Source organism: Prevotella sp. CAG:592 (genome assembly GCF_000436015.1).
Taxonomy (GTDB): domain Bacteria; phylum Bacteroidota; class Bacteroidia; order Bacteroidales; family Bacteroidaceae; genus Prevotella; species Prevotella pectinovora.
Window position 1 is genome coordinate 1 of sequence record NZ_FR892577.1, and the last position, 1,874, is coordinate 1,874.

A 1,874-nucleotide genomic window follows, 5' to 3' on the forward strand; every position below is an offset into this window, starting at 1 on the left:
TCATTGAGATTGCTTGCGGATTTTAGGTATATGTAAAAACTCCCCATACGGCATGAAGCGCAATATGGGGAGTATCGTGGTGTCTTTTTTTTTGTCAGGATTGCGTTCCGATGATTGCTCCTTAGCCTCTCGGTCCGCAATTATTTATTTCTATACATCTCAGCCTGCTGCTGGATGAGGGCTGCGTCGTTGAAATAGTTTATCTTCATAGCCTCGCGAACCTCGTCGAGAGTCTTTGCTGCCACTTCGCGTGCTGCCTCGCTGCCCTTCTTCAGGATGTTGTAAACCTCAGGGATGTCCTGCTCAAACTCATGGCGGCGCTGGCGGATAGGTTCAAGGCGCTTGTCGAGCACCTTGATGAGGAACTTCTTGCATTTCATGTCGCCCAGACCGCCACGCTGGTAGTGGTCCTTCAGTTCATCGAGATTTTTATACTCCGGCCAGAACTCAGCGAAGTCGTCCTCTGTAGAGAATGCGTCGAGATATGTGAACACGGTGTTGCCCTCCACCTTACCCGGGTCTTCCACGCGCAAGTGGCCCGGATCGGTGTACATTCCCTTCACTTTCTGCTGCATTTCCTTCGATGAATCCGACAAATATATGCAGTTTCCGAGGCTCTTGCTCATCTTCGCCTTACCGTCGGTTCCCGGCAGTCGGCAGCACACCTGATTGGTAGGCAGCATGATTTTCGGTTCCACGAGCACGTCGCCATAGATATAGTTGAAGCGCTTCACTATTTCGCGGGTCTGCTCCAGCATCGGCTCCTGGTCCTCTCCTGCCGGCACGGTGGTAGCCTTGAAAGCTGTGATGTCGGCAGCCTGAGAAATAGGGTATGTGAAGAAGCCTACAGGGATGCTCGTTTCGAAGTTTCTCATCTGAATCTCCGTTTTCACCGTAGGATTTCGCTGCAGGCGCGACACGGTGACGAGGTTCATGAAGTATACCGTCAGTTCGGCGAGCTCCGGAATCATAGACTGTACGAAGAGCGTCACTTTCTCCGGGTCGAGACCTGCAGAGAGATAGTCGAGAGCCACTTCGATGATGTTCTGTCTGACCTTTTCTGGATTGTCAGCATTATCAGTGAGAGCCTGCACATCTGCGATGAAAACGAACATTTTGTCGAAATCACCCTCGTTTTGCAGTTCCACGCGGCGGCGCAGCGATCCCACGTAATGACCTAAGTGTAGGCGTCCCGTCGGACGGTCGCCAGTGAGTATAATCTTTCCCATTTTGTTGTATATTTTGTTGTTTTTATTGTTTATTCCGTATTTCGTTCCTTTGGAACATGGATTCTGCCATGCGGATTCTGTGGCGTTTCCCATTTCCGCCTTCGTTTCAATCTCATGGCAATTCTCCGCTTTGTGCATTGTCTTGGTAGCGCAACAAGGCGAAAAACTACAAAAAATGCCGATTTCATCGGTATTAACCCTTTGATATTGTAAAATTACGTCATATTTTCCAAACTTCCAAACTTTTGTCCTTAAAACAAGGATTTACAGCTTTTTGTATACTGCTCTTTAGTGGTCTTGTTCCTGTGTCTCCTGACTTGAAATTGATGACACTATCCCTGACGGAGAGACAGGGAGCAATGATGGTGACTATAGAATTGCTATTTCACTAAAAAATCGTCAAAACTGTCAGATTGTCTGGTTTTTTCATGTAGTGCTTTGATATTCAGGCAGTTGGCTGTCAGACAACTGTCAGGCAATTGTCTGGATGGTTTGCTGATGAGAGGAAGTATCAGATGGCAGGAATTCAGATGGCAGGAATTGCATGTGTTGGCAGAATCCAGAAAACAGAAGTATGGATGTTACAACATTAACTTATTGGGCAGCCGCCTGGCGTCTTTTCTGCCCAAGTGGGGCAAGCAGCGT

1 protein-coding gene is annotated in these 1,874 nt (G+C 48.1%); it reads right to left on the minus strand.

Going from position 1 to position 1,874, the window contains the following annotated elements:
- Positions 1 to 140: 140 nt before the first annotated feature.
- On the minus strand, positions 141 to 1,229 hold the full coding sequence (gene trpS, locus QVO99_RS05995) for a tryptophan--tRNA ligase (protein WP_022316694.1): 1,089 nt from the start codon (positions 1,227 to 1,229) through the stop codon (positions 141 to 143).
- Positions 1,230 to 1,874 lie beyond the last annotated feature (645 nt).

Bases quoted from the DNA above. Each gene is read 5' to 3' on its own strand.
- trpS (WP_022316694.1), bottom strand. From the start codon at position 1,229: ATGGGAAAGATTATACTCACTGGCGACCGTCCGACGGGACGCCTACAC.